This window comes from Streptomyces sp. NPDC029122, assembly GCF_055569445.1.
In genome coordinates this window covers 83859-107816 of the sequence record NZ_JBVHWK010000010.1, presented here as the reverse complement: position 1 = coordinate 107816, position 23958 = coordinate 83859, and the positions used below count along the sequence as shown (strand labels likewise).

The 23958-nt window shown below is 69.4% G+C and carries 24 protein-coding genes and 1 pseudogene; 14 read left to right on the top strand and 11 right to left on the bottom strand.

Annotation, left to right across the window (positions count from 1 at the left end; all coding sequences use genetic code 11):
* Positions 1–1304 (bottom strand): RICIN domain-containing protein (locus ACZ4WZ_RS14890; RefSeq protein WP_467889861.1); only part of this gene is annotated, 1304 nt, incomplete at its 3' end.
* A 67-nt stretch (positions 1305–1371) separates the two neighbouring features.
* Positions 1372–2091 (bottom strand): hypothetical protein, encoded by a 720-nt coding sequence (locus tag ACZ4WZ_RS14885; protein ID WP_467889858.1) that lies wholly within the window; start codon positions 2089–2091, stop codon positions 1372–1374.
* A gap of 406 nt (positions 2092–2497) precedes the next feature.
* On the opposite strand from ACZ4WZ_RS14885, the gene ACZ4WZ_RS14880 reads away from it, so the two are divergent.
* The 4 genes from ACZ4WZ_RS14880 to ACZ4WZ_RS14865 all read left to right on the top strand — a co-directional run bounded on the left by ACZ4WZ_RS14880 (position 2498) and on the right by ACZ4WZ_RS14865 (position 6139).
* Entirely contained in the window at positions 2498–3592 is a 1095-nt protein-coding gene (locus tag ACZ4WZ_RS14880; protein ID WP_467889855.1) for a hypothetical protein, read from the top strand.
* Positions 3593–3635: 43 nt separating this feature from the next.
* Positions 3636–4130: a hypothetical protein gene (locus ACZ4WZ_RS14875; RefSeq protein ID WP_467889852.1), complete on the top strand. Its 495-nt coding sequence runs from the start codon at positions 3636–3638 to the stop codon at positions 4128–4130.
* A gap of 76 nt (positions 4131–4206) precedes the next feature.
* Positions 4207–4395 carry a hypothetical protein gene (locus tag ACZ4WZ_RS14870; RefSeq protein WP_467889850.1) on the top strand — a complete coding sequence of 63 codons (189 nt, stop codon included), beginning with the start codon at positions 4207–4209 and terminating at the stop codon, positions 4393–4395.
* Positions 4396–4948: 553 nt separating this feature from the next.
* The gene (locus ACZ4WZ_RS14865; RefSeq protein WP_467889847.1) at positions 4949–6139 is read left to right on the top strand and encodes an IS110 family RNA-guided transposase; all 1191 of its coding nucleotides are present in this window, start codon (positions 4949–4951) and stop codon (positions 6137–6139) included.
* A 171-nt stretch (positions 6140–6310) separates the two neighbouring features.
* Here ACZ4WZ_RS14865 and ACZ4WZ_RS14860 read toward each other — a convergent pair whose 3' ends face one another.
* Positions 6311–7687, bottom strand: a complete 1377-nt coding sequence (locus ACZ4WZ_RS14860) for a hypothetical protein (protein ID WP_467889846.1) — start codon at positions 7685–7687, stop codon at positions 6311–6313.
* A 200-nt stretch (positions 7688–7887) separates the two neighbouring features.
* On the opposite strand from ACZ4WZ_RS14860, the gene ACZ4WZ_RS14855 reads away from it, so the two are divergent.
* Together ACZ4WZ_RS14855 and ACZ4WZ_RS14850 are read left to right on the top strand one after the other, a co-directional pair.
* A complete protein-coding gene (locus tag ACZ4WZ_RS14855) occupies positions 7888–8790 on the top strand; it encodes an NlpC/P60 family protein (protein WP_467889843.1) in 903 nt (300 codons plus the stop codon).
* Positions 8791–8858: 68 nt separating this feature from the next.
* Positions 8859–10337, top strand: a complete 1479-nt coding sequence (locus ACZ4WZ_RS14850) for a phospholipase A2 (protein WP_467889840.1) — start codon at positions 8859–8861, stop codon at positions 10335–10337.
* A 167-nt stretch (positions 10338–10504) separates the two neighbouring features.
* On the opposite strand, the gene ACZ4WZ_RS14845 is transcribed toward ACZ4WZ_RS14850, so the two are convergent.
* The 4 genes and pseudogenes from ACZ4WZ_RS14845 to ACZ4WZ_RS14830 all read right to left on the bottom strand — a co-directional run.
* Positions 10505–10693: a DciA family protein gene (locus tag ACZ4WZ_RS14845; RefSeq protein ID WP_467890112.1), complete on the bottom strand. Its 189-nt coding sequence runs from the start codon at positions 10691–10693 to the stop codon at positions 10505–10507.
* Between the two features lie 307 nt (positions 10694–11000).
* The gene (locus ACZ4WZ_RS14840) at positions 11001–11270 is read right to left on the bottom strand and encodes a hypothetical protein (RefSeq protein WP_467889838.1); all 270 of its coding nucleotides are present in this window, start codon (positions 11268–11270) and stop codon (positions 11001–11003) included.
* A 332-nt stretch (positions 11271–11602) separates the two neighbouring features.
* Positions 11603–11986, bottom strand: a complete 384-nt coding sequence (locus ACZ4WZ_RS14835) for a peptidoglycan-binding domain-containing protein (protein WP_467889835.1) — start codon at positions 11984–11986, stop codon at positions 11603–11605.
* A gap of 263 nt (positions 11987–12249) precedes the next feature.
* Positions 12250–12689, bottom strand: a pseudogene (locus ACZ4WZ_RS14830) (transposase); the annotation flags it as partial.
* Positions 12690–12887: 198 nt separating this feature from the next.
* Between ACZ4WZ_RS14830 and ACZ4WZ_RS14825 the strand changes: the two are divergent.
* Entirely contained in the window at positions 12888–14534 is a 1647-nt protein-coding gene (locus tag ACZ4WZ_RS14825) for a serine/threonine-protein kinase (RefSeq protein ID WP_467889832.1), read from the top strand.
* Positions 14535–14909: 375 nt separating this feature from the next.
* Here the strand turns inward: ACZ4WZ_RS14825 and ACZ4WZ_RS14820 are convergent, their stop codons facing one another.
* Together ACZ4WZ_RS14820 and ACZ4WZ_RS14815 are read right to left on the bottom strand one after the other, a co-directional pair.
* Positions 14910–15464, bottom strand: coding sequence for a GNAT family N-acetyltransferase (locus tag ACZ4WZ_RS14820; protein WP_467889830.1), 555 nt, complete (start codon positions 15462–15464; stop codon positions 14910–14912).
* 23 nt (positions 15465–15487) lie between these two features.
* Positions 15488–16195, bottom strand: a complete 708-nt coding sequence (locus ACZ4WZ_RS14815; protein WP_467889827.1) for a hypothetical protein — start codon at positions 16193–16195, stop codon at positions 15488–15490.
* A 181-nt stretch (positions 16196–16376) separates the two neighbouring features.
* On the opposite strand from ACZ4WZ_RS14815, the gene ACZ4WZ_RS14810 reads away from it, so the two are divergent.
* The 6 genes from ACZ4WZ_RS14810 (at position 16377) to ACZ4WZ_RS14785 (ending at position 21307) form a co-directional block, all read left to right on the top strand.
* Positions 16377–16625 carry a hypothetical protein gene (locus ACZ4WZ_RS14810; RefSeq protein WP_467889825.1) on the top strand — a complete coding sequence of 83 codons (249 nt, stop codon included), beginning with the start codon at positions 16377–16379 and terminating at the stop codon, positions 16623–16625.
* 384 nt (positions 16626–17009) lie between these two features.
* Positions 17010–18560: a sensor histidine kinase gene (locus ACZ4WZ_RS14805; RefSeq protein WP_467889822.1), complete on the top strand. Its 1551-nt coding sequence runs from the start codon at positions 17010–17012 to the stop codon at positions 18558–18560.
* 3 nt (positions 18561–18563) lie between these two features.
* The gene (locus ACZ4WZ_RS14800; RefSeq protein ID WP_467889820.1) at positions 18564–18971 is read left to right on the top strand and encodes a roadblock/LC7 domain-containing protein; all 408 of its coding nucleotides are present in this window, start codon (positions 18564–18566) and stop codon (positions 18969–18971) included.
* On the top strand, positions 18968–19327 hold the full coding sequence (locus ACZ4WZ_RS14795; protein ID WP_467889817.1) for a DUF742 domain-containing protein: 360 nt from the start codon (positions 18968–18970) through the stop codon (positions 19325–19327). The genes ACZ4WZ_RS14800 and ACZ4WZ_RS14795 overlap by 4 nt, the downstream gene beginning before the upstream one ends.
* Positions 19308–19928 (top strand): GTP-binding protein, encoded by a 621-nt coding sequence (locus ACZ4WZ_RS14790; protein WP_467889814.1) that lies wholly within the window; start codon positions 19308–19310, stop codon positions 19926–19928. The genes ACZ4WZ_RS14795 and ACZ4WZ_RS14790 overlap by 20 nt, the downstream gene beginning before the upstream one ends.
* On the top strand, positions 19925–21307 hold the full coding sequence (locus ACZ4WZ_RS14785; RefSeq protein WP_467889812.1) for a cytochrome P450: 1383 nt from the start codon (positions 19925–19927) through the stop codon (positions 21305–21307). Before ACZ4WZ_RS14790 ends, ACZ4WZ_RS14785 begins: the two co-directional genes overlap by 4 nt.
* A gap of 61 nt (positions 21308–21368) precedes the next feature.
* On the opposite strand, the gene ACZ4WZ_RS14780 is transcribed toward ACZ4WZ_RS14785, so the two are convergent.
* Both ACZ4WZ_RS14780 and ACZ4WZ_RS14775 read right to left on the bottom strand, forming a co-directional pair.
* Positions 21369–22466 carry a terpene synthase family protein gene (locus ACZ4WZ_RS14780; RefSeq protein WP_467889809.1) on the bottom strand — a complete coding sequence of 366 codons (1098 nt, stop codon included), beginning with the start codon at positions 22464–22466 and terminating at the stop codon, positions 21369–21371.
* Positions 22463–23377: an SAM-dependent methyltransferase gene (locus ACZ4WZ_RS14775; protein ID WP_467889806.1), complete on the bottom strand. Its 915-nt coding sequence runs from the start codon at positions 23375–23377 to the stop codon at positions 22463–22465. The genes ACZ4WZ_RS14780 and ACZ4WZ_RS14775 overlap by 4 nt, the downstream gene beginning before the upstream one ends.
* A 371-nt stretch (positions 23378–23748) precedes the next feature.
* On the opposite strand from ACZ4WZ_RS14775, the gene ACZ4WZ_RS14770 reads away from it, so the two are divergent.
* Positions 23749–23910: a DUF6207 family protein gene (locus ACZ4WZ_RS14770; protein WP_467890109.1), complete on the top strand. Its 162-nt coding sequence runs from the start codon at positions 23749–23751 to the stop codon at positions 23908–23910.
* Positions 23911–23958: the final 48 nt, after the last annotated feature.

The following is a 23958-nucleotide window of genomic DNA, read 5'->3' as shown; positions in this document are numbered from 1 at the left end:
ATCCAGACTCCGTCGTCGTGGCAGCCGACGATGTCGAGCCGGCCGCTGCCGGTGGTGTCGGCGAGGAAGCGGGGATGCTTGTCGGCCAGCCACCCTCCAGCCTTCTCGGCGTGGCCGAAAGCCCGGAGAGCGGGCTCGTCGGGGAGTGACGCGAAGTTTCCGTCCTCGTCTTGGAGGGAGATCCAGACTCCGTCGTCGTGGCAGCCGACGATGTCGAGCCGGCCGCTGCCGGTGGTGTCGGCGAGGAAGCGGGGATGCTTGTCGGCCAGCCACCCGCCGGCCTGATCGCCGTGGCCGAAAGCTTGGAGGGTCGGCTCGCCGCCCGCGAGCGCGAACGTCCCGTCCTCGTCCTGGGTGGACACCCGGACCCCGTCGGCTGCTAGCACCACGATGCCGGGCTTTCCTTCGCCCGTGATGTCGGCGAGGGTCCACAGGTCAGCAGGGCTCGCGGAGGGCGCGGGCGGGTGCAGGACGCGCTCCTCGTCCTCGAACGTGCCGTCACCTCGCGCGGCCGCCGTCACGGTCCCCTTGGCCGGCTTCAGCGCGACGATGTCCGCCGGCGCCTTTCCGGCGGTTTCGGCGAGGAACCGCGCGCCGAGCCCGGCCCACGAGCCCGGCTGTGCGCCGGGGCGGGGCGCGGCCCCTTCGCTCTTCCAGCCGCCGGCGTCCTGGTCGGTTCCGAACCGGTCGAGGACCAGCAGCAGATCGCTGAACGAGGGTGTCGCGTCGGGTACGGGCCGCAGCGCCGCCGAGGGAGCCAGCCGCCAGGACTGCCGTCCGTTCCAGTGCCCCAGCCGTGCCCAGCGCAGCACCGGGTCGCTGACGCGCTCGGGCTCGGCCGGAACGAGACGCCATCGCTGACTTTCCGCGTCCTCGTCGTACGCGCGCACGACGACCGGGGTGCCGCTTTCACCGGAAGCGTCACGGTCGAGGTCGAGGACGGTGTCGTCAGCCGCGCTCTCGATGAAGTAGAGGGCGGCTTCGCCCTCGACGGGGACGAGACGCCACTGCTGGGTCTGCTTGCCGTCGGCCACTTCTTCCTGACGGACGCCGCCGTCCGCGGCGGCAGGCTGCTCAAGGGCCTTCCCGCCGGTCACGTTGCGGATCACGTAGACCTGCTCGTCCTGCGCGGACTGCACGGACTGCACGGGAAGGATCTGCCACTGCTCCGGGGCCGGACCGTCCTCGGGGAGCTCCCGGACGACGAGCGCCCCGCCCTGCCCCGGTGCGGCCCTGCCGTCGAGGATCTCCCCCGTGGCGGCGTTGACGATCTCCAGTTTCAGTTCTTCCGTGGGCACGGGCATCGTGGTGCCTCTTCCAGGCGGTGCGGACGGTGGCTCGGGACGGGTGTCGTACGGCGGTGGCCGCGGATCACGTGAAGACGTGGTGGTACGGGACATTCCACTCGCTGGGCAGGCGCGGGTAGAACGTGTTGATGACCGTCCCGGTGAAGTCCCCGCCCCAGTTGTGAGTGAGGCTCACCTCGCTGTTGGCGGTCACCGCGTGGTCCTTGAAGCCGAGGATGGCGTCGGGGTGGGTGATGGGCACGAAGGTGATGCCGCCCCACGGAGTGACCGTGACGACCCAGAGCTGGGTGTCCTCAGGTGCCCCGTTCTTCCCCCGCCACTTGTCGCCGACCTTGTCGGGCAGGCCGACCTGGACGGTGTCGGCCGTGCTCTGGGGCGCGTCCTGGTGGATGGTGATGCGCCTGCGCTGCGGCTTTGGCATGCCGTCGTCGCCACGTCCGGTGTCGGTTGCGCCCGCGCCGGCGGGCTTGGGCGTCGCCTGGCCGGCAGCGCTCTCGATGAAGTACAGCGGCCGCTGCCCGAAGAAGCCGGCGGGGGTGATGTGCCAGAGGTGGCCCTTGGCCTCCTTGACGGTCTCGTCGAGGGCGGTGGCCAGTTGGACGCCCTTGTCGTGGCTCGCTTCGCTCAGCTCTGCGGGTCGCAGGTAGCCGCCGTTGAAGGCATGGACGAGCATCACCGGACGGTTTTCGACCAGCGCCGCAACGATCGCGTTGTCGTAGCTGTTTACCGCTACCGGGCCGCCGACCACCAAATTGGACATCGCCGTGCGCTCTTGGGTGTACATCGCGGAAACCTCACCTGTCCTGAATGCGAAACACGAAAACTTCGGATGCCTAACGCGGCACTCAATGGGGTCGTATTGAAGCGGACCTGGCCTTCGAATGGAAGCAGAACGGAGCTCGATGAACGGCCGAAAGCGCGAAACATCCCCTGCGGTAGCGCCTGGGGTCACGGTACCCGCGAGCAAGGTTGACAAAAAAGTCACCGATCGAGTGAATGCTAGTGAGGAAAGGTCACTTCACCGGCGTTTCGGAAGTGATTTCCGAAAATCGATCACTCGATTGAGTGCGACATGTGAATACGCCTTCCCAGGTACGGGGAGACGCGGTAATTTCGTCCGGCGGAACGCACAGTTTTCTCTTTTAAATTTCACCGAGCGCGGTTCGACTGAATTAGTTGAGGACGGGTAGATGCCTTCCACCGCATACAGCCTGGTAGAGGCCAGGCGTCAGCCGCTGACGAAGAAGAACCTGCGGGAACTCAACATCGAGCAGATCTGGCAGGCCATCCTGAACCACCCCACCCTGGTCTACGCCGACCCCTCTGGTGTGAAGCACAAGCCCGTCGGGTTCTCTGTGAACAAGTCGAGCTTCGGCACCTTCTCGGGGACCGCGTTCGAACGGGGCTGGCTCGCCTACATGAACCTCGGGGAGCCGCTGATCGAGGTGCGGGGCGACATCGCTCAGCCCCCACCGGACACGTTCTCTTCCCGCACCTACGTCAACCGCAGCGGCACCGAGATGACCTTCACCGACTCGGTCGACTTCGCCGTCTCCAACGGGGTCACCTGGTCGCTCCACGGTGACGCCAAACTCACCTTCGGCGGCAGCATCGGTGCCTCGCTACAGCTGCAGCTGCAGAACCAGCTCCGCCTAGACCTGCAGTCGCAGCTCGCGGCGTCGTGTCAGAACGGGACGGCGAACAAGAACGCGAATACGGTGACCAACAAGAACAGCAAGGACAGCATGGGGGTCGACAACGCCAACACCACCGAGACGTCCGCGAGCAGCTCCGCGACGAACTCCTCGTCGAACACGATGACCAACTCGGTGGGGTTCACGACCTCGGGCAGTGCCACCGGCAACGCTTCTCTCAACGCTCAGTTGGCCCTGGGCATCGCCGCCACGGTCGGCGGCTCCCTGAACACAAGCTGGGCCTCGAAGTCGCAAATCTCGGGAAAAGTGCCGGCGAACTCCCGGGTACAGACCATCGTCACCCAGCGGCGCACCCGCAAGCAGTACACCTACGAGATTCCGGTGACCTTCTCCGGGCTGATCGCGGTGCAGTACGCCGTGCCGGTGACGGTCCTGTCTCCCCCGCAGCCCGGGACCTACCCCGGCCTCAGCCAGATGGTCGCCCGCGACATCGGCGATATCGACCTGGCGCCCGGCGGCTTCCGCATGAAGGGACTGGCCGAGGTCGTCTCCGCCCTGGACGTCCACCACACCATGCTCGACGTCGAGGCCCTGACCGTCAGCCAGCAGACCCTTCACAAGCAGCCCTGACCGCGCGGCACCGCCGCCACGACGACGACCAGAGGTGACGACCATGGTGTTCGACAACATCTTCAACGCCGCCGGCAAGGGCGCGGGGCTCTTCTCCGTGACCACCGACAGCACAAAGCCGCAGCCGGGTGAGGACGTCGACTTCGAGGACTCCGACGACGGCACGTACGACGACACGAGCACCAGCCTGTTCAACAACGCGATCCACGGCGCCTCCTCCCGCGCGAAGATCGTGCAGGAGACCTCGCCCGAGGCGCGGGCCGTCCTGGGCTTCCTCGGCTCCTTCATCCAGACCACCCAGGCATCAGCCGGCGCGCAGGCCCAGTACTCCCAGGACCCTGGCTCGGTCACCAAGGCAGCCTCCGCCGGCATGCAGGACGCGAGTGCGACGGTGAGGGAATACGGCGACCTCCAGAAGGACGAGGATCTGGAGAACAGGCCGAAGAAGGACGACTTCAGCAAGCCCCCCAAGACCCCGGAGGCTCCGAAGGCTCCGGAGGCACCCAAGGCGTCCAAGGCAACCGCGGAGAAGCCGTGACGCTCCGAGTAGGCCGGACGTGCGAGAGGGGCAGGCAGGCCCGAGTTCCTCCTCGAGGACGGCGAACTGGGCATCGGTGACGGTCGAGGAGTTCGCCGCACCCGTCAAGCGCAAGGCCTCGCAGAACCGCCTCATGAGCACCCGCAACAATCTGCAGAACGCCGGAGCTGACAACACCACCGCGAAGGCACCGGCATCCACGACGACCGCCGTCCTGGCCAACGCCAGCCAGCTCCCCAGAGCAGTCCTGAATCTCCTCGGGTAGACAAATCGCCCAGCTCGCGCGAACGCCAGCATGAAGTCGGTGGGGCGGCGTGCGGTAGCGCCTGGGGCCGGCAGCGGCTAGATGTATTGCCCCGCGACGTGGTTGACACGGCTGATGGGCGGCTGGCCTCCGAGTGCGGCGGCGCCAACGTCGACACGGATGGCCGTCAACCGGATACGCAGCCCTAGCATCGAGGGACGCGTGTACGGGTTCCGGTGGCCCGGCGACCAGGATTCTTGGAACCTTCGCGCCTTGCCCTGCGCTGCGCTGCGATCAAGCATGACGGACACAGGCCGTGCCAACACCGGCCACGATGATCAGCTGTCCCTACGTTGTTCTGCGGGACCGGGCGAGCCCTTCGTATGGTTGGCCCGCCCAGGGGTGTCGGGTGTGGCTTTCAGCTGTCTGCCGTCCGTGGCTTACTTCGATTCGCCGCTCGGCACCCCACGACGACTCGGCTGCTCATTAGGAATTGCGGCACTGATCGCTCAGTAGGGACTCGACAGCGAAGTCGTCCGTGGTACCTGTACGAACACGACCTGCGGAGAAGCGAGTGACAGCGATCTGGGCCGGCGTCGACGCCGGGAAGACCCATCACCACTGCGTGGTGATCGACAACACCGGCAAGCGGCTGCTGTCCCGGCGCGTCGCCAACGACGAAGCCGAATTACTTCAGCTCCTCGGGGACGTTCTCGCCCTGGGCGACGAAGCGATCTGGGGCATTGACCTGGCAGACGGCGGAGCTGCCCTGGTCAGCGCGGTCCTGCTCAACCACAGTCAGCAGCTCCTCTACATCCCTGGGAGGGTGGTCAACCGGGCCTCCGACGGATACCGGGGCGACGGCAAGACCGACGCCAAAGACGCGGCGGTCATCGCCGACCAGGCCCGCGTCCGGCGTGACCTCACGTCCCTGCGGCCCGGTGACGAGCTGGTGTCCGAGCTGAAAGTACTCACCCGACACCGCCGTGACCTCAGCGACGACCGCACCAGGACCATCAACCGGCTCCGCGGCCACCTCACCGAGATCTTCCCCGGCCTGGAGCGTGAACTCGACCTGGGCAACCTCGGACCCCTGGTACTCCTGATCGGCTACCAGACCCCGGCCGCCATCCGCCGCACCGGCCGACGGCGTCTGGCCACCTGGCTGCACAACCGCAAGGTTCGCGGCGCCGACGAACTCGCCGCCAAAGCCGTCCGGGCCGCCGAAGGGCAGCACACCACCGTTCCCGGCGAGGACATGACCGCCCACGTGGTGCACTCCCTGACCAGGGAGGTGATGGCCCTCAATGAGAGGATCGCGGAGACCGACAAGCTCATAGAGGGCCGGTTTCGCCGGCACCGCAGAGCCGAGGTGATCGCGAGCATGCCCGGCATCGGTGTCCTGCTGGGCGCAGAGTTCCTGGCCGCTACCGGCGGCGACATGGACGCCTTCGCCAGTGCGGACCGGCTGGCCGCCTTCGCAGGCGTCTCTCCGGTGCCCCGTGATTCCGGGAAGGTGAGCGGCAATCTGCACCGCCCCACCCGCTACAGCCGACGCCTCCAACGCGTTTTCTACACCTCCGCGTTGATCAGCATCCGCTGTTGCGACGAATCCCGCCGCTTCTACGACCGCAAGCGCGCTGAGGGCAAACGGCACAGCCAGGCTGTCATGGCACTTGCCAGACGCCGGGTCAACGTCTTGTGGGCACTCCTGCGTGACGGACGGTGCTACAACCCCACACCGCCCGTCACACACCCCGCTTGACAACTTGATTAGGAATCCCTGATCTCGACGCCGAGCCGGATCCCCTGAGCGAGGACTTTCTGAGCGGGTCCCCCTGGAACGGCTCTCCTTCCGCATCACCTCGCCGGCCCTGAAACGGACGCGTCCTTCACGGCCAGGGGCGCGTTTTTGTAGGGGTCAGTCTTGTAGGGGTCAGTCGATGAGGTCGGTCCGCCACTGGGCGCGAGCGGTGGACAGGAGCTGGGTAAGGTTCGTGGCTTCCTTGTCGTACTCCTGGTCGTTGACGACGAGCTGGTAGACCTGGCCGCCGTCGCCGGCGACGAAGACTTCGGTGCGGTGGCAGGGGGTCTCGCGCGCCGGCCAGTGGTAGTCCATCTCGAGTCGCACGGCCTCCTTGCCGTCTTGTTGGTCGGCGTGGGTCTCGGACGTCAGGGCCACCATCTTCGACTCCGCCGTCTTGCCGTACCAGGCGAGTTGTCCGGTGGCAGCCGACGGAGCGGTGTGACCGTTGCTGTCGTCCCGCTTCACCCCGATTACGTAGCGGCCGTCGGGAGACACCCAGGTGGCCTGGAGCGCATTGTCGACGTCGGGTTTCCAGCCGTCGGGTACGGCGACCGCGAGGCGGAGCGCTTTCGCGTGGACGATGTGCCAGCCGGACGGAACCGGCGGGGGCGCTGGTTCTCCGGCGCCCGTCGGCGGCGGGGATGCGGGGGCCGAGCCTTCCGCTGGTGCGGGGTCGCCAGCAGCCGGGTCCGGCGCGGCAGGTGCTGCGATCGGCTGTTCGTGCGCGGTGTCCCCTGGTGAGGAGGGGCTGTCGGACGTCTCCCGCGCACCGCCGTAGTGGTTGGCGATGACGAGGACGGCGACCAGGGCCGCCAGTGCCGCCCACTGTGCAGGGGTCCGCCAGCGGCCACGCTGCCCGGCGCGTTGGCGGGACTTCTTCGGGACTTCCGCGGGTGCCGGGTCGGTGGCGGGCATGGCCGACGGGGTGTGGGTGGGCGTCCTGGCAGGGCCCTCACGCGGCCCGGCCGGCGGCGGCGTCGGGCCCGTGGAGATATCCGGTGTGGGGGCCGCCTCTTCGGGCTGGGCCGGCTCGTTCGGCCCCGGGGCAGTGCCGGGGGCCGGCTCGGGGCCGGGGGTTCCGGCCGGAGCAGCCGGGGGTTCAGCGGAGCCCGGATCCGGTGAGCGGTCGGCCTGCGGCACGGTGGGGGCCGAGCTGGCGGTGCGGCTCGCTGCCGCTGCCGGTGCGGCGCCTGCCGCAGGTGTCTGGGGGATGGTCGTCGCTGCGGCCGTCGCGGCCAGATGCAGGCGGCGTGCCTCCCTCAGCCGGTCGTCCCTGGTACGGCCGTCGCGGGCGTAGCGGTCCTCGATGATCTTGCTGAGGCGCGGTAACGGAATGATCTTCAGTCCGGAGCGGTACTCGCTCCACACGCTCGGGCTGAGGCTGTACCGCTCCGCCAGCTGCGCACCCGTCCAGTCCGCCGTCAGCTCCCTCAGGAACCGCGCGAGTGCGTTGGCCTCGGCGGTGCGCCCCTTCAGCGGTCCCGGCTGACGCCCAGATCGGTTCACTTCTCCCCCTCCACAGCCCGGCACGCCTGCCGGAAGTTCGCGCAACTTCACCGATGTTCGCGGTTGTTCGCCCCCTGTATCAGCGTTGACCTGCGCGAATACAAGTACGGGCCAACGAACAATCAGATCAGGTTCCAGCGTGGTGTTCCACCGCTTCCGCCAACCAGACCGGCGGAACCACCACGGCGAAGGGGACCACCGTGCACCTACCACTCGTACGCCGGCCCAAGGCGCTCGCGGCCCTGGCGGGACTGGCGACGGCCATCTGCCTGGCGGTCATCCCCGCACAGGCCCAGAGCAGTCCTGCCTACCAGCGCCCCTCGGCAACCGAAACCATCGGCCATGGCACGGCGCCTGGCGGGTCCGTCACCCGGGAGCAGGTCATCGCCCGCGCCGAGCACTGGGTCAAGGAGCGCGTCCCCTACAGCCAGAAGCGATGGTGGTGGGACGGCGCAACCGGAGGCTCCTACCGGCAGGACTGCTCCGGCTTCGTGTCCATGGCCTGGCAGCTGGGGGACAGCCACACCACCCAGTCGCTGCCCTCCGTCGCGACCCGGCTCTCTGGCTTGGGCCAGCTGGAGCCCGGCGACGTCCTGGACAACCCGGCTTCCCACGTCGTGCTGTTCGGCGGCTGGACCGACAAGGCCAAGGGCGACTTCGTCTACTACAGCGAGAGCCGACCCGGACGCCCTGCCCGTAAGGAGAGCGCCAACATCCACGACAGCAAGATCGCCGGCCACCCCCGCAGCTCCTACATCCCCCTGCGCTACAAGAAGCTCACCACCACCCCTCCCGCGCCGCCCCGGACCACGCCGACCGCCGAACCCTCGCGGCCCGCCCCACCGCAGCCGGCCCAGCCGCTCACGGCGAAGCCGAAGCCGGGCAGCACCACCGCGGCGCCGAAGCCGACCGCCGTGGTGCCGAGCCCCGAGGACTCCGCCGCGGCACCGAAGCCGGCCTCCACGCACTCGGCAGGCCCGGACAGCAGTCCGACGGCCGCACCGACCCTTCCCGACACCGCCTCAGCCCCCGGCCCCGGCCCCGGCAGCGGCTGCGCGCCCACCGGCAGGCCCTCCTTCTGGGCCTGGATCTTCAGCTTCTGACCGGTCGCCCCCAGCGGACCCGTCACAGCGCCCCGTCATCTGCAACCCGTTTACGGAAAGGGATTCCCATGCACCCCGACACGCCCCGAAACGGCCGGCAGGCCATGCAACGGGCCGCCGCCCTCTGGAGCAGGCTCCACAGCGGCATCCGAATGCTGTGCCTGCTCATGATCGGCGTCGTCGCCTTCGGCGTCGCCGCCAACGCCGCCCCCGCCAAGCGCCAGGTCGGACGGCCCTCCGGCCCGGCACCGATCGCACTGGAGCAGATCGTCGCGGTCGGGACCTCGGTGTTCGCCCTGTCCGCCGACCGTCAGGGCGTCTACGAATGGTCCGAGCAAAAGGAGAACTGGCGGCGGGTGAAGGGCGCCGCACAGAAGCTCTACGCGGGCGGCGGCAACGTCTACGCGATCGAATCCGGCCCCGGCGGAGCGGGCGACATCTCCAAGTACGACCCGAAGACCGGCGGGTGGCCGCGCATCGGCGGCCCCGGATCCACCTTCGCCGCCACCTCCAAGCACCTCTACGGAGTCAGCCCCAACCAGTCCGGTCTCTGGAAGTACAGCGGCCGCGGTGACAAGTGGGACAAGGTCGGCGACCGCTCCGAGAACCTCTACGCCGGTCCGGACGACGCCGTCTACGTGACCAACCCCGACGACAAGAAGATCTTCCGCTACGACGGAAAGTGGACTCCCGTGGGAGGCGAGGGCGCCACGTTCGCCGTCACCGACAAGAACCTCTACGGCCTGACCCCCGACCGCCAGGCCATCGTCGAGTACGACGCGAAGAAGAAGAGGTGGGACCCCGTCAGCGGGCCCGCCGAGAACATCTTCGCCGCCAACACCCTCTACAAGGTCATGCGTGGCACGGGCGACCTCCACAAGTACAACGACCACCCCAACAGCTGGAACCGCATCGGCGGCCCGGCGGCCAGCTTCGCCGCCAGCGGCCATTACCTCTACCGGCTCGCCGCCGACCACCGCTCCGTGCAGAGGTACAACGGCAACGGCGCGAACGATGTGTGGCACAACCTCGGCTCCCCCGCAGTTCCGGCCACCTACACGGAGAAGACCACCCGCCTGGCCGAACTCACCCAGCTCGGCCCGGCAGCCACCGCCGACTGGCTCCAGACCGCCGACGCGCACCGCAGGGGTGAGCCGGACCCGTACGAGTTCCGCTGGACGAACAACGAGTGCAACTTTCCTGCCAGGAACCGTGTCGCCGGCTACGACTTCACCACCGCCTGCGTCCGGCACGACTTCGGCTACCGCAACTACCGCGACCTGCACGGCGAGAAAGACTTCCGCTCCAACCCGAACGGCAAGGCACGCATCGACGACATCTTCCTCCAGGACATGAACCACATCTGCGAGCAGCAGACGCGCCAGCACACCCCTGTCACCATCGCCACCTGCAAGGCAACCGCCAAAACCTTCTACGAGGGCGTCAAATACGGGGAACCGGCCATCGCCGCGATCACCGGCAACCACGTCCCCGGCCCCAAGGAATGGATCAAGGGCTTCATGGACTGGCCCGGCACAGGCCGATGAGCTGATCCGCCGCCCGGCAGAGTGCACCCACTCTGCCGGGCATCCCCGTACCGGGACAACGCGGACGTGCTGCTCGTCACCTCGATCAGCGTCTCGCCTGCCACCACCGCCCTCGCCGCGGCGGTTCCTCGGCGAGGGTGAGCGGCCCTGGTGGTGGGGCGATCCGGTCAACTCACGACGCTGCGGCCCGCCGCTTTATTGGCGGCCGCGATGAGGCGGGGCTGCTCCCAGCGGGCCTTCGTCGCCCAGGCCGTTGACTCCGGGCACACGGTGAGCCGGCCGGAGCCCGGGTCGTACGACACCGCCGCGACGTGCCCGGCCAGCTCCGGGGCGATGGCCGCCCACCAGTCCCGCAGCGTCGCCCCGGAGGCCGGGAGCTCCCAGGCCCGCTCGGTGACCAGCGCCTCGAGCGCCGACCGGCCAGGGGCGTGTCTGCGCTTACGTGTCGGGGTGGACGGCTTGAACGCCGGTCCCTTCGTACAGCTCGGGTTCCGCCGGGCCGCCCGGTGTCGCCAGCGGTCAGGAAGAGCACGGGCGCGTAGAGGGTGCCCAGGCCGCCGGCGGCTTGCACGTAGAAGGCTGCGACTGCCTCGTTGTACGAGTCCTTGGGATCATGGAGGGCGGTAGCGGTCGTGTGGTCCAGGACGACGGCGATCGGCCCCACTACGCGGCCGCCGAGTCCTGCCCGGTACCCAGGCGCTCCAAGAGCCTGCGGGCCTTCGCCTCGGCCTCCTCGCTCGGGCCGGTGCCCAGCACCGAGGCGAGCTCGGCGCGGGCCTGCTCGGCCCGCTCCGCGTACTCGGCCTGAGTCGGCCGGCCCTCGGCGAGCTCCTCGACCAGCTGCCGGATCGTCGTGCCCTGCTCGATCGCCAGCGCGGCCAGCCGGTCGCGGGTCGCCGCGCTCACCTTGATGCTCGTCTCGTCTGCCAACACCGACTCTACTGCCAGTAGAGGACAGGCGTGCAGGTAACGCTGACCCCCACCGCGTCAACCCGTCCCGCTGGACGCGGGCGCCGCCTTGTCCTTCAGCGACGGTCTTGCCTGAGCTCCTCGCCGTGCTTCACCCGCGCGGGCTCCTCCGCCACGGGGAGTCCCCGGTGGGAAGCGAGATCGGCGTGGAGCCCGCACGCGCCCGGAGCACCGGGGCCTGGGTGCTTCGCTCCCCACCGCCAAGCACAGCCGCAAAGAGTCCGACAAAGCTCGCGACGGCCGTCGCACACACAGCCCGTCGGCAAGGGCGGCTCAGCCGGAAGAGGAGATCGCCCTCAGCGGTCCAACGGCTCCCCACGCAGTTGGTCCCACGTCTTCGCACTCACGATGCCGTCGGCCTTCAACCCATGGCCCCTCTGGAGACGCTTCACCGCCGACTCCGTTCCCGCCCCGAAGTAGCCGTCCACACCCTTCGGGCCCACCGAGAAGCCGTGATGCTGGATCAGCAGCGCCTGAATCTCCTTTACCTTGGGCCCCGCATCACCGCGATCGGTGTACGCCGACCCCGAGTAGTAGCCGCAGTACGTACCGTCCACCGACGACCTGCACACCCCCGCCTTGGCCCCAGCGGCGAATGCCTCACTCGCCAGACCAACCGGCAGCACAACCCCAGCAAGCACGGCAGCCGCAGCCATCGAAACCCCCGCACGATTCAGCAAGCCGGCACTCCTTCCAGTCCGACGGGCCCGGCCCGCCACTTGGGATATCTGGCAACGAAGCTATCCCCGCACCGGCCGCAGAGGCGGCAGACCGAAGGGGCGCACAAGAGCACACGCCGCATCACCCGGCGCACAACACACCAGCCTCAGGCATCGGCACCGGGGAGTCCCGGGGCCGCGAGGCGGTCACCGGCCGCGCGGTGCCCGCTGGCGGAGCCCTGCCACCAGCCGAAGCGCGCTCCAGCGCTAAGCCTTAAGCGTGGTTTCGGCTTTATGCCGCGCTTGCGCAGGAGGCGGCGGTACTTGTCGAAGTGGTAGCCCCGGTCCGCGTACAGACGTCGGGGCTTGCGGCGGAAACGTCCCCGCCGACCGCGAATCGGCGGAACGGCATCCAGCAGCGGTAGGAGCCGGGTGACGTCATGCCGGTTCCCGCCGGTCAACGTCACGGTGAGCGGTGTTCCGTGGCGGTCGACGATCAAGTGGTGCTTGGAACCGGGGGCGGGCCCGGTCGACGGGCGAGGGGCCGACGTGCGGGAACATCGCGCCACGCGACACCGGTCCGCAACACGTACATGACGCCGGCGAGTGCTAACCGGTCGGGAACACGCAGTCGCCCGGGGTAGTGGGGCGGCCGTTCGGGAGCGGGCGGAAGCAGCGGGGCCATCCGCTCCCACAGGTCGCCAGGAACGAGATCAGCACGCACCCCGGACACCCTGCCGACCAAGATCGCCGAGCACAAGACCCGGACTCCACTCATCCTCAAACGATCAGCAAGTCGCCGATATTGCCCCTAGCTGATGTGGCGGAGCGTCAGGTGGCAGTTCTACTCTCGTGAGTGAATGCATGAGACGGTCGAGTCGCGGGGTATCCCGGGGGGCGGGAAGGCAGGGGGGAGCACTTCATGTCGAGAGCAGCATTCCGGTTTTCTGCATTACAACCGCACGATCCGAACACCCTTGGTGACTTTCAATTGGTGGCACGGCTGGGCGAGGGCGGCATGGGGCAGGTGTTCCTCGCCCTTTCCCCCGGCGGGCAGCCGGCAGCCGTCAAGGTGATCCGCAGCGAGTTCGCCCGAGACCCGGAGTTCGGGCAGCGCTTTGCCAGCGAGGTGCGGGCCGCGCAGAAGGTCCGCGGTGCCCACCTTGCGCCGCTCCTTGACGCCGACCCCCAAGCCGAGCGGCCGTGGCTGGCCACCGCGTACGTCGCTGGGCCGTCACTGCGGGACCTGGTCGTGGAGAACGGCCCGCTACCGCCCGGCCAGGTGCTGCTGCTGGCCTGGGGTATAGCCCACGCCCTCACCGACATCCACGCAGCGAAAGTGGTCCATCGGGACCTCAAGCCCGCCAACATCATCCTGGACGAGAGCGGCCCGAAGGTCATCGACTTCGGCATCGTCAAATCCCTGACCCAGTCGGTGACCCACGCCAGCCAATCGACCCGGATCGGCACCCCGCTGTACATGTCCCCCGAGCAGGCCTCGGGCCGTGCAGTCGGCCCGCTCTCCGATGTCTTTTCCCTCGGCTCCGTCCTCTACTTCCTCGCTACGGGTCAGCAGGCGTTCGCTGCGGAGAACGAATGGGCGGTCGCTCACCGCGTCGTCGCCGACACCCTCGACTTTTCTCCCATCGCCCCGCCGCTGCGCCGGCTGATCACCTCCTGCCTCAGCAAGGACCCGCAGCGACGCCCGTCCCCGGAACGCGTGCGGCAGTGGTGTGAGGAGGAGCTCGGCACCACGTTCGGTCCCGGCGCCTGGATGGGCATCACCGGTGCCCGCACAGGAACTCGGCAGCGCACCGACGCCATGCGCGCACTCATCGCCCCCGGCACGAGAAGGGCGGAGAAGACAGCCATAGCCGTCGCCTACCGGCATGTCGCTTCCACCCTGGCAGCCGTCACCCGCAAAGCGTCCCCGGCGGTCTTGGGTAACAGCGAGCCGCTAGCGGCTGGATCCGCTGAGTACCTACCACCAGACCGGAACCCCGATGCACAGCAAGAGCGGAAGCCAGTTCTGGGGGCAGTGGCACGGAGGATCGCAAGTAGCCTCGGCAAGAACCTTCTGGCGGCGGGATTTCTGGTCTGGGCCAGCTTCATGCCGTTCATGAGGGAGAGCTGGAAGGACAAGACCACCGGCCAACTTGCGGCCAGCGTGCTCGAGTCCTTCGACTGGCACCACCCCTGGCAAGCCATTCCCAGCGGGCTGCCTGGGGTGGAGACACAGTGGGAGTTTATGTCGTATGGGATCACCGGGACGGCGGCCTGCCTCGTCCTCAACGTCGTCGACACGTTCGCCAGGGAGGGCCGGAGGACAAAGAACCTGAGTGGGTGGGCGGTTTTCCTCAGTTATCCCTGGTACTTTGCGGTCCTGCTCGGTGGTCTTATCATGACCGCGCATTTCATTTTCGGGTTCGGTGAGCCTTCAGGTGCCCTCCCGGACTACACGTCCAGCGCCGAGGGCATGGCTGGTTTTTGGCTCTTGCTCGTGGCGAACATCCTGTCGTTCGTTGCCCTGGTCACATCGGCCGGCAAGGAGTCGAAATCTGCACATTAGCCCGTTCCCGGGCCTGCGCGGCACGGGCCGACGGCCATGCAGGCTCATTGCCGACCGCGGCTACGACTACGGCAAGTACCGCCGCATCCTCCGCTGCCGCGGCATCGCCCACGGCTTCAGGCGCGGCAAGACCCGATGGGCGGTCGAGCGGACCCTAGCGGTTCCAGACCGGCATCGCGTGGCAGTGGCAGGGGTCATCCCCGCGGGTGCGGGGATGAGCCTTGGCACACCTCCACCGCTTGGATCAAGCAGGGTCATCCCCGCAGGCCGGGAGCAGAAGATGGGGCCGACCCCGAACGTCAGCACCAGCTCACCTGTCCTGTCCGCTGTCAGCCGCGGACAGGGGCATACCCACCGGGGCTCCGTCGTCAGCGCTCAGATCGAAGGTGCCGATCGGTGCCCACTCATGCTCCAGGATCGAGTAGGTGATCCATCCCGCCAGGCGCCGTGCACGAAGACGTGGTCGCGGATCCGTCCGTCCTCGGTCATGCCCGCCCGCAGAAGGGTACGCGCGGATGCCTCGTTGAGCGGCGAGCGTGCGGCCCATATGCGGTGCAGGCCCAAGGCCTTAAAGCCGAGTGCGCAGAGCAGGTGGACGGTCTCCGTGCCGAGGCCCTTGCCCCACTCGGCGGGGTTCAGGGCGAACCCGATGGGGGCCGCCTGCTGGGGTTCGGTCGCCAGGCGTGCGTAGCCGATCAGCCGGTGTTCACCACGTGGGGTGATGGCCAGGCAGTACTCGGTCCGGGGGGTGTCCTCTGCGGAGGCGATGGACCGGTCGACGATCGCCTGGACCTGGTCGGGGGTGCGGGGCTCGAAGCTGAGGTGCCGGGTGGCCTCGGGGTCTCCGTAGATGGCCAGGACGGCGGCCGCATCCTCGAGTTCGACTTCGCGCAGCGCCAGGCGGGGGCCGGCCAGGTGGACTGGGGTCATGGCTGCGGAGCCTATCGGCGGGGTCACCGGACGAGGACGGACGTCGGGGTGGCCGTGAAGGCTTCGATCTCCTCGCGGAGGCCGACCACCGCCGCGCCTCGGTTGCGCCTACCTTCGGCCTGGAGTGCGGCGTGGACCCGCTGGGCGCTGCTGGTGATGCCGAAGTTGCGCTGCTCGACGGGGAGGTCGAGTACCGGCTGGACGGCTTCGATGGCGCCCTCGATCTCGCCGCGGGCGATGCGGGCGAGGGCAAGGTCGGTCTGCGCGCCGGCTTCGTCGCCGAAGGCCCATTCGTCCTCCGTGGCGATGCGGTACGCGGCGACGGCGGCCTCGGACTGGGTCTCACCGAGTGCGGGGTCCTCGCCGAGGTGCACGGTGGCCTCAGCGACGTAGTACAGCTGCCGGGGCACCGGGAAGGTCATGATGCCGCCGAAGGCATCGAGGCCGTCGGGCTCGGCGGCCGTACGGGCTTCCTCGGCCTGCTGGATAGCGGCACGGGTGCCCTCTCCGTCACCGAGGAGGGCGTGGGCGCGGGCGGAGAGACAGGCCAGCCAGACGCTGGTGGTGCCGCGGACGTTGCCCGCCGCACCGAGGCCGAGGGTGGCGTAGTCGGCGGCCTCGGACGGGCGCCCGGCCCAGTAGGAGATGAGCGACTGCAGGGAACGGACCCAGGCACGCATGGCGTGGTGATCGGCGTTGTCGGCGCAGACGAAGGCAGTACGGGCCTGCATCATCGCGGCGCTGGGGTTCCCCAGGCCGGCGCGCAACGACGTGGTCGCAAGCTGCGAAAAAACCGTCCACCCCTTGGGAGACGAACCGGAGACAGGCTCAGGCTGCCCACACAGGTCGGTGGGGGCAGCGCTCTGCAGCCGCCGCCTCACGAAGGCCGAACAGACCATGCCGCCAGCGGACATGACCGACCGGGACGCAGCCCGCGAACTCCTCTGGCGCCTACATGTCATGCAGCCGCAGATCACCCAGGTCTGGGCCGACTCCGCTTACGCCCGCCAGCTCGTGAACCGGTCCGCCGACTTCCTCGAGATGACCCACAAGACGATCTCCCGCCCTCGCGGCGCGAAGGGATTCGTCGTCCTGCCCCGGCGCTGGAAAGACCAACACACCCCCGGCCCGTGGCTGCGCGATGCCCTGCGGCCCGGGTAGGCCGTCCTCGCGGATGGCTCCAGCCCAGCGCTGAGGCCGCGGGCTCCGGGCACGCCGCATCTCTCGCCGAGCTTCGTGAAAGGTGTTCTTAGCGTACTTTCGATCCGGCCGCCACTTCCACACAATGAGGCGTGGCCGAAACCGAGCGGGAAATGCGTTCGAATTCGTGAGCCCATAGCGCTCCGGCAAGCCTCCGACCTCCCCCGACGCCGTTCCTTTCCGTGGACGGTTCTCGGCGACGCCCAGATTTCTTCCTGTCGTTGGCGCGTAATCGGCCCTCCGGTCCGATGAACCTCGAAGAAAGCGGCCTTACGGGCAGTTGGCCGTAGTTATGCTCCCGCCCACTGGTCAGGAGATCCCACTTTCGATGGTTCGAGGATGCTGATGGCGCCAGAAAACACTCCACCCGAAGCCGCGCACACGGAGGCGGCGACAAGCCGGATGATGCCCGGGGTCGCAGCCGTGGCCGCCGTGTGCGTCGTGGGGGCGCTCGCTTCCTCCTCGGAACCGGTGCGCACCGTCTGGATCGCCGCGAGTGCCGCGTGCACCGTGCTGGCCTTCGTCGAAGTGATCCGGCGCGGCCGCGCGCTCACCGCCCGGCGCGTCCAGGTCGCGGCGCTCGAGCACGCCCTGTCCCAGCAGGAAGCCGCGGCGGTGCACCTGTGCGAGGTGGTGCTGACCGAGGCGATCGAGCGGCTGCGCAAGGGCGAGCTGCCCGAGGAGATCCTGACCTCCCTGGGTGGGCGCGGGGGGCACGGCAACCGCTGGGGCGACGACGCCTCCCTCACCCCGCGGTTCAGAGCCGCCCTGCAGACCGTGCTGGCCCGGGTCGTCGACGCGGTCGACAACGAGGAAAGCCTCCGCGACTCCGCACAACGGGCCTTCGTGAACATCGCCCGGCGCGTGCAGGCGATCGTTCACCAGCAGGCGCACGAGATGCGGGAGATGGAGGACCGGCACGGCCGCGACCCGGACGTGTTCGGCGACCTCCTCCGACTGGACCACGGCACCGCCCTGATCGGTCGGCTCGCCGACTCCATCTCGGTCCTCGGCGGGGCGCGCCCCGGCCGCCAGTGGAGCAGGGCCGTCACGCTCTACAGCGTGCTGCGCGGTGCGATGTCACGGATCATCGACTACCAGCGGGTGGAGCTCCACTCGGTCTCCGAGGTGGCCGTCGTCGGCCCCGTCGTGGAGCCGTTGATCCACACCTTGGCGGAGCTGCTGGACAACGCCACGCGGTATTCGCCGCCGCACACCCGGGTCCACCTCACGGCCGTCGAGGTGCAGTCGGGCATCGCCGTGGAGATCGAGGACGGCGGTCTGAGCATGAGCGAGGAGGCCCGTCGGCGTGCCGAGACGATGCTGGCGCAGGCACAGACGGGCATCGACCTCAACGACCTCGGCGAGACGCCGAGGCTCGGCCTCGCGGTGGTCGGTCGGCTGGCGCAGGCGTACGGGTTCCAGGTGTCCCTGCGCTCGTCCGCGTACGGCGGCGTCCGGGCTGTGGTCATCGTCCCGCAGCATCTGATCACCACGGCGTCCGCGGCGACCGGGTTCGCCCACGGCATCGGTTCCTCCTCGGGCCCCCGGGCCGTCGCTCCGGCGTCGCGCGAGCACCCGCCCGGCCGTCACTCCGCCGGGGTGTCCGCACCACGGCAGGCACCGGCACCCACACCCGCACGGGACCCGGCAGCCCGGCCGGCGCCCGACGCCGCCCGGCCGGCCGAGGAGCGCACGGCGAACGGGCTGCCTCAGCGGCGGCGGAAGGACCGGGCCACCACCTCCCCCATCCGGCCGCCGGTGGAACGGCAATCGGCGGAGGACCCGGGCCCCGGCATGTGGCTGGAGGCCTTCCACAGCGGACTGTCCGGCGCGCCCGGCCAACCCACTCAGGACGCCCAGGATGCGTCGGGCACAACGACCAAAGGGGCGTGAATGATGATGACCCAGCGAAGCGGCATGGACTGGATGCTCAAGGACCTGGCCGTCGGAGTGCCGCAAGTCCGGCACGTGATCGTCCTCTCCGCAGACGGCCTCTGCGTGGCGCAGTACGGAGCCGAGACCGACACGGCCGACCGTCTTGCGGCGGCCTGCGCCGGCCTGCAGAGCCTCGCCGGAGCGGTGGCGGCGGAACTGCCCCGCTCGGAGGGCAGAATGCGCCTGGTCGTGATCGAGATGGACGGCGGGTTCTTCTACCTGATGGCCGCCGGCGACGGCTCCTACCTGGCGGTCCTCGCCGACGAGGGCGTCGACGCCGGCCTGATGGGTGCACAGATGCGGAACCTGGTGACCCGGATGGGGGACCACCTGAGCAGTCCGCCCCGGCACGACGGGCAGCCGGCGTGAGTGAGCCCCCGACCAGTTGGGAGGACGGCAGTCCCGAGCGGCTCTACGTCATCACCGGCGGACGCAGCGGACCCTCCACCACCGTCCCTCTCGACCTCGTGACCCTGGTCGTGGCCAAGGCACCCGTGAGACCCGCGATGCAGCCGGAGCAGGCGGCCATCCTGCGGATGTGCCGGGCACCGCTGTCGGTGGCCGAGATCGCCGCGTACTCAGGCCTGCCCGTGAGCGCCGTGACCGTGCTGGTCGGGGACCTGATCGCGGACCGGTTCGTGTCCGTCCGCCCGCCCGTCCCCGCCGCCCAGCTCCCCGACCTAGCTCTGATCGAGGCAGTGATCGATGGACTTCAGAAGCTCTGAGCCGCCTGCAGGGCCGCGACAGGAGGACATACTCCCCCAGAGCGCCGCGGCCGCCGTCAAAGTCGTCATCGTCGGCGGTTTCGGCGTGGGCAAGACGACGATGGTCGGCGCGGTCAGTGAGATCAGGCCGCTGACGACCGAGGAGACGATGACCAAGGCGGGCGTCGGCGTCGACGACACCCGGGGCGTGGCGCGCAAGACGACCACGACCGTGGCCATGGACTTCGGCCGCATCAGCATCAACGACGAGCTGGTGCTCTACCTGTTCGGGACACCCGGTCAGGAGCGGTTCTGGTTCCTGTGGCGCGGTCTGTTCGAGGGCGCGCTGGGGGCGGTCGTGCTCGTCGACACCCGGCGGCTGGAGATCAGCTTCGACGTCATCGGCCGGCTGGAGGAACGCGGCGTCCCCTTCGTCGTGGCCGTCAATTCCTTCCCCGGCGCCCCCGAGCATCCGCTGGCGGAACTCCGTGAGGCCCTCGACCTTCCCCCCGACGTACCGATCCTCGTCTGCGACGCCAGACGACGGGACTCGTCCCGCGATGTCCTGCTGACCCTCATGCGCTACCTGTACTCCCAGGCAGCAACCCAGGAGGCAATGTGACCACCCACTCCACCCCTCCGCCGGAGTGCCCCGCCCACGCGGCGCGCGCCCAAGGCGGCCTGTACCGACTCCACGGGCCGGAGGCCCAAGCCGACCCCCTGGGCCTGTACGAGAAGCTGCGGGCCGAGTACGGGCCGGTGGCGCCCGTGCTGGTCAGCGGGGACCTGCCGGCCTGGCTGGTCCTCGGCCACCGGGAGAACCTGGACGTGGCGCGCACCCCTTCGCGCTTCGCCCGCGACCCTCGCGGCTGGCGCGACATGCGTGAGGGCCGGGTGCCGGCCGACACCCCGCTCGGCCCGATGGTCACCTGGGTACCGGTGTGCAACTTCACCGACGGGCCCGTCCAGGAGCGGCTGCGCGGAGCCGTGGTGGAGTCCCTGGAACGCTTCGACAAGCGCGGCATCCGCCGCTACGTGACGCGGTTCGCCAACCAGCTCGTCGACCGGATCGCCGGCGAGGGATACGCCGACCTCGTGTCCGCCTTCTCCGACCAGCTCCCCATGCTGGTCATGACGCAGCTCGTCGGGGCTCCCGACGAGCACGGGCCCAGACTGGTCAACGCGGCACGCGACATGCTCCAGGGGACCGAGACGGCTCTGCAGAGCGACCGCTACGTCACCCGGACGCTGGAGCAGCTGGTCGTCGAACGCAAGGCCAAGCCCGCGCACGACCTCGCCTCCTGGCTGATCGAGCACCCGGCGAACCTGACCGACACCGAGGTGCTGATGCACCTGCGCGTCGTCCTGATCGCGGCGTACGAGACCACCGCCAACCTGATCGCCAACACCCTGCGGACCGTACTGACCGACCCGCGGTTCCGGGCGAGTCTGTCGGGAGGGCAGATGACCCTGCCCGACGCGCTGGAGCAAGTGCTGTGGGACGACCCGCCGATCAACACGGTCATCGGGCGCTGGGCCACCGGGGACACCGAACTCGCCGGCCAGCAGATCAAGGCCGGCGACATGCTCCTGCTCGGCCTGGCCGCGGGCAACGCCGACCCGCAGATCCGCCCCGACCGCAGCGTCTCCGTTTTCGGCAACCGCTCCCACCTGGCGTTCAGCAGCGGAGCACACGAGTGTCCGGGCCAGGACATCGGCCGGGCCATCGCCGACACCGGGATCGAAGTCCTGCTCGACCGGCTGCCGGACCTGCAGCTGGCCGTCGGCGCGAGCGAGCTCCAGTGGCGCGGCACCCTCATGTCGCGCCATCTGCTGTCACTGCCGGTTCGGTTCACCCCGCGTTCCGTGTCCTCGGCGCAACCGGACCCCGCGCAGGCGTACGGGGTCCCGCCCATCCCGCCGCAGCAGCCCGCGGTGCCCGCGGCCGCCGGCTCCCGGCGCCGCGCCGGCTGGTGGCGGCGGCTGTTCGGGCTCCGCTGAGCCGATGGTGCGGGCCGAAGGCCCCCCGGCCGCGCCGGCCGGGGGGCCTTCGGCGCACCGCTCAGTGCCGCAGCCACTGCCACCAGGCGGCGAGGGCCGGCAGGTCTGGTGGTTCGGTCGCGGCGTCGCTGGGCGCATCGGCGAACCGGATCGCGAACCGGGCCTCCTCGACCGGGAGCCCGTACCGGTTGCGTGGGCTCGCGTACCGGGGCGCCCGGCTCTGCCACGCGATGCAGCCGGCCACGTAGTGGTCCAGAGCCCGCAGGTGGGAGCGCAGCTCCGCGCCCGCTCCCTGCGCCAGCCGGGCACGGAGCCGGACGTAGAGGACCATCACCCGGTCCCGCAGGGCCACCGCGAGCGGGACGGCCTCGGCGGGTGAGCAGTCCTCCTGGTGGGCGAAGACGTTGACGAGGTTGATCTCCTTGGGCTCCAGGTGGTCGTCCTTGTCGTAGGAGAACAGGTCGTTGTCCGCACTGACGATGAATCCCGCCGCGTCCGTCAACGCGGTCAGGGCGGGGTTGCAGAGCAGTTCCACGGGCAGCCGGCCCCGGCGTACGACGTCGGACCACGTCATCGAGAAGCGGGTACCGTTCGCCAGCGGCCCCATGGCGACGAAGTCGTTCAGCCCCGGCATGCTCCCGGCCTCGGCGCGGGCAGCCCGCCAGGCGGCACCGAGCAGCCAGTCCCGTGTCCCCTCCGTGAACCTGCGCAGCTCGAACGCGGACAGCATGGCGTGAGTACGGATCACCAGGTCCACCAGCGCGCGGGTCATGGGACCCTCGGGCAGCACCGACGCCCCGGGGTTCTCGATGGTCCGCAGCAGCCGCACGCCGTGCTCGACGACGGCACCCGCCCCCACGTCGTCGGAGCCGGAGTCCTGCCAGTCGTCGACGGCGTTGGCCCAGTAGTTCCACTCGGTGAACAGCAGCAGGGCCTCCACGTCCCCTTCGGGGATGATGCGGCAGGAGAAGTCCGCGCTGCGGGTGGCGAGACCCCACGCGCGCTCCACCGGATCCGGGTAGAGGCCGAAGGCGTCGACCCACTCGACCGCCCGTTCCTCGACCTGCTTGGCCTGCGGATGGAGGAGGTCCCGCCGCAGCGGACAGAAGAAGGCGGGGAGTTGCGTACCGAGGAGCGAGGGGCGCGGCGGGACGGTCATCGGCCGCCCCCGGCCCGGAAGCGCATCAGACGCGTCTCCACCGCGTGCTCACGCCAGAGCCGGAAGAGGCTGCTGTGCGTGATCGTCGACTGCTCCAGACGCGCGGTGCTCCAGGCGCCGGTTTCGCCGCCCGCCCGGAGCCGGTCGAGTTCGGCGGTGTTCCATGCCATGGACTGCACCCAGAATTCCGCCACACGGTCGGTCACGTCCTCCTCGTGCGTCAGCTCGAAGCCGGACGCCTCGGCCGCAGCCAGGTACTCCTGGCGTGTTCCCAGTCTCGTTCTGTAGTAGCCGTCCACGAACTCGCGGTGCCCGGGGCGGCACAGGAAGTGCTCCTGGATGCCGAACCATCCGCCGGGCCTGAGCGCCTTGGCGACGACGTCGAAGAGGCGGGCCCGGTCGGTGTAGCCGCTGCTCTCGTTGGCGTACGCGGCATCGTAGGCATGGGTGACGTCCAGGTCATGGACGTCCATCGGGAGGAGGTCCACGAGCTCCTCGGCCCCTGCCCGCCGGGCGAAGCGCCGGACGATCGGGATGTGGTCCGCCGCGACGGTGAGGCCGGTGACCGCCGCCCGGTGCTCCTGCGCCCAGTACAGCGAGGTGCCGCCGAGGCCGCAGCCGATGTCAAGGAGCGTGCGGGGTGGTTCCTCGTACGCGCCCCAGGAACGGGCCGCGTGCTCGACTATGCGTTCCTGGGCGTCGAGCAGGTGCTGCTTCAGCGTGCTCTGGGAGACGGCTGTGTGGGGCGGGAGCCGGTCGGGGAAGAGGCCCACGTGGAAGTGCACGCGGGGCCCCGGGCCGTACTTCTGGAGGATCTCCTGTGTCTTGCGGCTGTAGTAGAGCCGCACCTGGTCGTCTTCGGCTAAGCCGCGACCACTGCTTAAGAACGCTCCACGGGGTGTAACGCGCATGTGATGTCCGCCTTTTCGTGGCATAGGGCTGGTCTCGGTGACGCGACATCACCGCTCTCGCCGCGTCCCGAACGGGCACACTGTTGAAGCACGGATCATCGTGGCACCTCGCGCGTCCCACGTCAGCCCGGTGGATCGGTCCGGATCATCTGGGGGTGGGGGCACTTGAGTTCTGTCCCGCTTGGGGGATGGGGCCGGCGCCGGTCGGTCCCGGAGCCGGAGCATCGCCGTCACCGCCGGCATCGCCGGGGGGAGTCAGGTCCGGTCGTTGAAGCGGCACTTGAGGTACCAGAGCCCGCCACGGCCGCGGACACCGGGGTGATCCGGCGCGTGGGAGCAGGGTCGGAGTCGTCGAGGACAGACGGGAGCCCATCACCGGCGGGGACGAGGACACCGTCCGGGCCGTCATGGCCACGCTGGAAGAACGCTGGGCGACCTCGGGCATCGGCCCGATGCGCCGGGGCCCCGGCGAGCCCGGTGTCCGGGCCCGGATCTACGCCGACGTCCTGCGCCCGGGACGGGAAGGCCCGTAGCCGCAGTGCCTGGGCAAGTCCTCCTCGCGGTACGGCCTTGCCCAGGCT

Excerpts from the sequence above, each read along its gene's own strand:
- ACZ4WZ_RS14885 (WP_467889858.1), bottom strand. The coding sequence starts at position 2,091 with ATGTACACCCAAGAGCGCACGGCGATGTCCAATTTGGTGGTCGGCGGC.
- ACZ4WZ_RS14880 (WP_467889855.1), top strand. The coding sequence starts at position 2,498 with ATGCCTTCCACCGCATACAGCCTGGTAGAGGCCAGGCGTCAGCCGCTG.
- ACZ4WZ_RS14875 (WP_467889852.1), top strand. The coding sequence starts at position 3,636 with ATGGTGTTCGACAACATCTTCAACGCCGCCGGCAAGGGCGCGGGGCTC.
- ACZ4WZ_RS14850 (WP_467889840.1), top strand. The coding sequence starts at position 8,859 with ATGCACCCCGACACGCCCCGAAACGGCCGGCAGGCCATGCAACGGGCC.
- ACZ4WZ_RS14825 (WP_467889832.1), top strand. The coding sequence starts at position 12,888 with ATGTCGAGAGCAGCATTCCGGTTTTCTGCATTACAACCGCACGATCCG.
- ACZ4WZ_RS14820 (WP_467889830.1), bottom strand. The coding sequence starts at position 15,464 with ATGACCCCAGTCCACCTGGCCGGCCCCCGCCTGGCGCTGCGCGAAGTC.
- ACZ4WZ_RS14815 (WP_467889827.1), bottom strand. The coding sequence starts at position 16,195 with ATGCAGGCCCGTACTGCCTTCGTCTGCGCCGACAACGCCGATCACCAC.
- ACZ4WZ_RS14810 (WP_467889825.1), top strand. The coding sequence starts at position 16,377 with ATGACCGACCGGGACGCAGCCCGCGAACTCCTCTGGCGCCTACATGTC.
- ACZ4WZ_RS14805 (WP_467889822.1), top strand. The coding sequence starts at position 17,010 with ATGGCGCCAGAAAACACTCCACCCGAAGCCGCGCACACGGAGGCGGCG.
- ACZ4WZ_RS14800 (WP_467889820.1), top strand. The coding sequence starts at position 18,564 with ATGATGACCCAGCGAAGCGGCATGGACTGGATGCTCAAGGACCTGGCC.
- ACZ4WZ_RS14790 (WP_467889814.1), top strand. The coding sequence starts at position 19,308 with ATGGACTTCAGAAGCTCTGAGCCGCCTGCAGGGCCGCGACAGGAGGAC.
- ACZ4WZ_RS14780 (WP_467889809.1), bottom strand. The coding sequence starts at position 22,466 with ATGACCGTCCCGCCGCGCCCCTCGCTCCTCGGTACGCAACTCCCCGCC.
- ACZ4WZ_RS14775 (WP_467889806.1), bottom strand. The coding sequence starts at position 23,377 with ATGCGCGTTACACCCCGTGGAGCGTTCTTAAGCAGTGGTCGCGGCTTA.